At 69.9% G+C, this 4,777-nt stretch carries 3 protein-coding genes and 1 pseudogene; 1 reads left to right on the top strand and 3 read right to left on the bottom strand.

Annotated elements, in window-relative coordinates; translation table 11 throughout:
- The coding region (locus ACXJKL_RS14810; RefSeq protein WP_457207808.1) for a sigma-70 family RNA polymerase sigma factor at positions 1-1,089 on the bottom strand (1,089 nt) is incomplete at its 3' end.
- A gap of 292 nt (positions 1,090-1,381) precedes the next feature.
- Here ACXJKL_RS14810 and ACXJKL_RS14805 point away from each other — a divergent pair.
- Complete coding sequence (locus ACXJKL_RS14805; protein ID WP_457207807.1) at positions 1,382-2,389, top strand: TerC/Alx family metal homeostasis membrane protein; 1,008 nt, start codon at positions 1,382-1,384, stop codon at positions 2,387-2,389.
- A 28-nt stretch (positions 2,390-2,417) separates the two neighbouring features.
- On the opposite strand, the gene ACXJKL_RS14800 is transcribed toward ACXJKL_RS14805, so the two are convergent.
- Both ACXJKL_RS14800 and ACXJKL_RS14795 read right to left on the bottom strand, forming a co-directional pair.
- On the bottom strand, positions 2,418-4,397 hold the full coding sequence (locus tag ACXJKL_RS14800) for a hypothetical protein (RefSeq protein ID WP_457207806.1): 1,980 nt from the start codon (positions 4,395-4,397) through the stop codon (positions 2,418-2,420).
- Positions 4,398-4,550: 153 nt separating this feature from the next.
- A pseudogene (locus ACXJKL_RS14795) lies at positions 4,551-4,777 on the bottom strand (HhH-GPD-type base excision DNA repair protein); the annotation flags it as partial.

Genomic DNA, 4,777 nt, shown 5'->3' with positions numbered 1-4,777 from the left:
GTCCTGGAGCATCTGCCGCTGGACGCGGGCCAGCTTGTTGATGACTTCGACCATGTGCACCGGGATGCGGATGGTGCGGGCCTGGTCGGCCATGGCCCGGGTGATCGCCTGGCGGATCCACCACGTGGCGTACGTGGAGAACTTGTAGCCCTTGGTGTAGTCGAACTTCTCGACGGCGCGGATCAGGCCGAGGTTGCCCTCCTGGATCAGGTCCAGGAAGAGCATGCCGCGACCGGTGTAGCGCTTGGCCAGCGAGACCACGAGGCGCAGGTTGGCCTCGAGGAGGTGGTTCTTGGCGCGACGGCCGTCCTCGGAGATCCACTCGAGCTCCTCGAGCACCTTCGGCGTGATCTTGCCGCCCTTGGCGAGCTTCTCCTCGCTGAAGAGGCCGGCCTCGATCCGCTTGGCGAGCTCAACCTCCATCTCGGCGTTGAGGAGGGGCACCTTGCCGATCTGCTTGAGGTAGTCCTTCACCGGGTCGGCGGTCGCGCCGGCGACCATGACCTGCTGCTCGGGCTCGTCGGTGTCGTCGGAGGCGGAGACCGTGAAGGCCTGCTTCTCGTCCTCCTTGATGGTCGGATCGACCTTGACGTCCTTCTCGAACTGCTCGTCCGGGACGTCGGGAAGGATCTTCTTGCCGTCGGCCCCGATGGTCGCGGGCTCCAGCTCGGTCTCGAGGTCGACCGGGGCGCCGGCAGCAGCGGCCTTCTTCGCGGCCGCCTTCTTGGCGGGAGCCTTCTTGGCCGGTGCCTTGGCCGGTGCCTCAGCGGCAGGGGTCTCCTTGGCGGCAGCGGCCTTCGTGGCCGCCTTCTTCGCGGTGGCCGCGGTGGTCGTCTTGCGGGCACCCGAGGTGGCGGCGACGGCGCGCGAGGTGTCGGCGCCGATCTCGACCGAGATGCCCAGGCCACTCAGGTGGCCGAGGAGGGCCTTGAGGTGGCGTGGCTCGACCTGGGCGTCGTCACTGGCCTGTCGAAGGTCGTGGGTGGTCACACTGCCAACGGGGGTGCCTCGCTCGATGAGCGAGACGATGGCCGGGTGCGCGAGCACCTCTGCGGGGAGCAACTTGCGTGCGTGCGAGGACACGAACACCTCTCGTCGAAAGACTTCGGGGCGCGGCAAGACCCGTTGTCGTCAAGTGCCGCACCGTCATTCTGCCACGGCAGTCCTCACGGCCCGAACCGGCGTCCTTGTCGGCGCGGCCGGCGACATACTTGAGTGGATCCGTACACTTCCCCCCGAGGGGAGTACCTCACCAAGACCACCCGGTCAGTACGGCGCGACGACTCGCGCCTCGGGTGGGCGCCGGTCGCCGTTCGCGGCGTACGGCGAGGGAGACCTCAGGCCCGGCAGCAACCTGTCCTGAGATCTCGAGGAGAGCTCCGTGCTCGACACCATTGCCACCCCGACCCTGTGGTGGGTCACCATCGGCGCCGTCGTCGGCCTGCTGGTGATCGACTTCATCGCCACCCGCAAGCCCCACGAGGTCTCGATGCGGGAGGCCGTCGCCTGGTCGGTCTTCTACGTCGCCCTCCCCCTGCTCTTCGGCCTGTACGTCTGGAACGCCCACGGCTCGGACCGGGGACTGGAGTACTACACCGGCTACCTGGTCGAGAAGACGCTGAGCGTCGACAACCTGTTCGTCTTCATGCTGCTGCTGGCCGCGTTCGCGGTGCCCAAGGCGCTCCAGCAACGGGTGCTCCTGTACGGCATCGTCGGGGCGCTCGTGCTGCGCGGCATCTTCATCGCGGCAGGGGCCGCCGCGCTGGACCGCTTCGACTGGGTCTTCCTGGTCTTCGGCGGGGTCCTGCTGCTCACCGGCCTGAAGCTGCTGCGTGACGCCGTGTCGGGCCAGGACCACGAGATGGACGTCAACGAGATGCGCATCGTGCGCCTCATCCGTCGGGTGATGCCGGTGACGGACGACTACGAGGGCACCCGGCTCGTCGTACGCCGCGACGGCACGCGATGGTTGACCCCGTTCGCCCTCGTCGTCATCGCCGTCTTCGCGACCGACGTGGTGTTCGCCGTCGACTCGGTGCCCGCCGTCTACGGCATCACCGGCGACCCCTACCTCGTGTTCGCCACCAACGCGTTCGCCCTGCTCGGCCTGCGAGCGCTGTACTTCGTGCTGCAGGGGGCGCTGGCCACGCTGGTCCACCTCTCCTACGGCCTGGCGGCCATCCTCGGCTTCATCGGGATCAAGCTGGTGCTGCACTGGGCCCACGAGGTGTGGGCGTGGGTCCCCTCGGTGCCCACCTTGGCCTCGCTCGCCGTCATCCTCGGCATCCTCGCCCTCACCACGGCGACCAGCCTGATCGCCACGCGACGTGCCGCGGACGCGGACGCGGAGGTGGGCGACCACGAGCCGGAGCCGGCCGACACCGTGTAGGCCGGCGGGAGCTCAGGTGCTCAGGTGCTCAGGAGTTCGGGACGAAGATCGCGCGGTACCTCCAGGTCCCGTCCGAGCTCACGACCGATGCTCCCCCCGTGACGCGACCGTTGGCGAAGGGCTGGCTTCGCAGGGCGCCGTCGGTCGAGGATCCGTACAGGATCCGCCCCGAGGCCAGCGTCATGCCTGCCACGGACCCGAAGGTCGTCCCGCTGGAGGCCTCGACGTAGGTCTCGGCGCCCACCACCTCGCTCTCCGGCGTGAAGTAGCGGTAGAGCAACCGGCTGTCGCCGGCGACCGTGTAGTAGATGCGGTGTGTCACGGGGTCGTAGAACATCCCGGTCAGGCCGGCGATCGCGAACGGGATACGCGTGCCGGTGTCCGGGTCGTCGCGCAGGTTGACCACGCGCTGGGTGCCGACGGCACCGGTGGTCCGGTCGAAGGTCCGCTTGTACAAAGCCCCGTCCGCGAGGCCGTAGTAGACCGTGCCGTTGAGGAGGAACGCGCCGCGGACGGTCGACCAGTTGATCGCGGTGTTCGCGGTGCTCGGCGAGCCGATCGGCGTCCCGGACGCATCCACCGTCCGTCGCTGCAGCGCGCCGCCGGTGGTGCCGGTCGTGAGCGGCGCCACGAAGAGGTCGTTCGGCAGGACGGCGGCCGCGACGTCGGGCACCGTGGTGCCACCGGCCAGCGGCATCAGCGCGACCCGGCCGTGCCTCTCGCCCCCGATGGTGGTGGTGTCGCTGCCCACCCAGAGACCCTGGCTCGTCGCGAACAGCGCCTGGGCGCCGACCCCGCGCGCCCGTCCGGGGTTCCAGGACAGGGGCAGCCCGTTGGTCGGGTCGAGCGCGGCGATCCCTTCGCGGCCCACCGCGCCGGGACCCGCCTGATCGCCCTGGAACGGGTTGTTGGTCCAGCGCATGTGCCCGCCGACGTAGACGGCACTGCCGGTGATGGCCACCCCGTAGCTGGTGTCACCGCCCGTGTAGTCGACCCAGGTCGGGTCGTTGCTCGCGCTGGCCGTCTCCCAGCGCGAGATGCTGTCGCACATGGTCCCGGACGCGGCCCCTCCGGCGAAGGCTCCGGTCGCCGAGATCACGAAGTAGGAACCGGTGGGCGAGAAGTCGATGTCCCGGGTGAAGGAGTCGAAGACGCCGGCGCAGCGGTTGTGCCCCCGGTCGTACCTGGTGGTCGCCCAGGGCGCGACGGTCGCGACGGCGCCGCTGGTGTCCAGCACGGCCACCTGCACGCGTGTGAGTCCGCCGACCGTGGAGAAGTTGCCGATGGCGGCCAGCCGCGAGCCGTCCGGGGTCACGTCGAAGCGCTTGACGTTGGTGGTGCCCCCGCCGGCGTTGTTCGGGTCGTAGACGCCGGTGAAGCCGATGTTGACGCCCGACAGGACGGCGCCGGTCGTGGAGTCGAGCGCGGCGAGGGCGGCGCGGCTCGTGGTGACCCCCGCCGACCTGACGTTGACGAACGCGCCCCCGATGTAGAGGCGGGCACCGCGGACGACGACCTCGTTGACCTTGGCGTTGGGGACTGCGTTGAACGACGGCACCACGGCACCGCTGGAGGTCAGCTTGACCACGCGCTTGATCGCGGTGCTGCCGCCCACCGAGCCGAATGCCCCGCCGGCGTAGATGTAGGTGCCGTCGGTGTCGAGGGAGTTGACCGCGCCGCCGAGGTTGGGGTTGAACGCGGTGTCGATGGCGCCCGTGGTGGCGTCGAACGCGAAGATCCGGTTGCGGACCAGGTCGTCGCCGGTGTTGGCGTAGGTGCCGGCAGGACTCACCGACGTGAAGGTTCCCGCGGCGATGATCTTGTTGCCGACCTGCGTGATCGCGATGACCGACCCGTTCATGACGTGCGGCGTGTTGTCCGCCGGGTTGGCGGAGACGACACCGGTGCCGTGGTCGGCGTTGACGGCCCCGGCGGGGACGTGCGCCGCGGCCAGCAGTGACAGGGAGGCCGCGAGCAGCGCCGCGCCCCTCAGGGTTCGACGGTGCATCCCAGGCTCCTCGGTGTCGAGGACGGTAGCCGCGCCCCGACGGCGCGCACGTCCACCGCGCGACCTTCGCCCACGCGCGGTCCCGTGGCCCCAGCGTCGGGCCGACATCGCCCAAACCGGGTAGGGATCCCGTACGGACAGCCCGGCCTGGTGTCAGGCGGGGTCGGTCGCCTTGGCGGCGGCCTTCTTCTGCTTCTTGAAGTCGCGCACCTTGAGCAGGGAGGCCCCGTCGACGACGTCGGCCACGGAGCGGTGGCCGTCCAGTGCGTAGTCGCCGACGACGGCCTCCCAGCCCTCCGGCCGTACGCCACACTGCTTGGCGAGCAGGGCGATGAAGATCTGCGCCTTCTGCCTGCCGAACCCCGGCAGCGCCATCATCC

Source organism: Nocardioides sp. P5_C9_2, from assembly GCF_054049555.1.
Note: the sequence above shows the minus strand (reverse complement) of the source record. Positions and strands in the feature narration are given on the sequence as shown.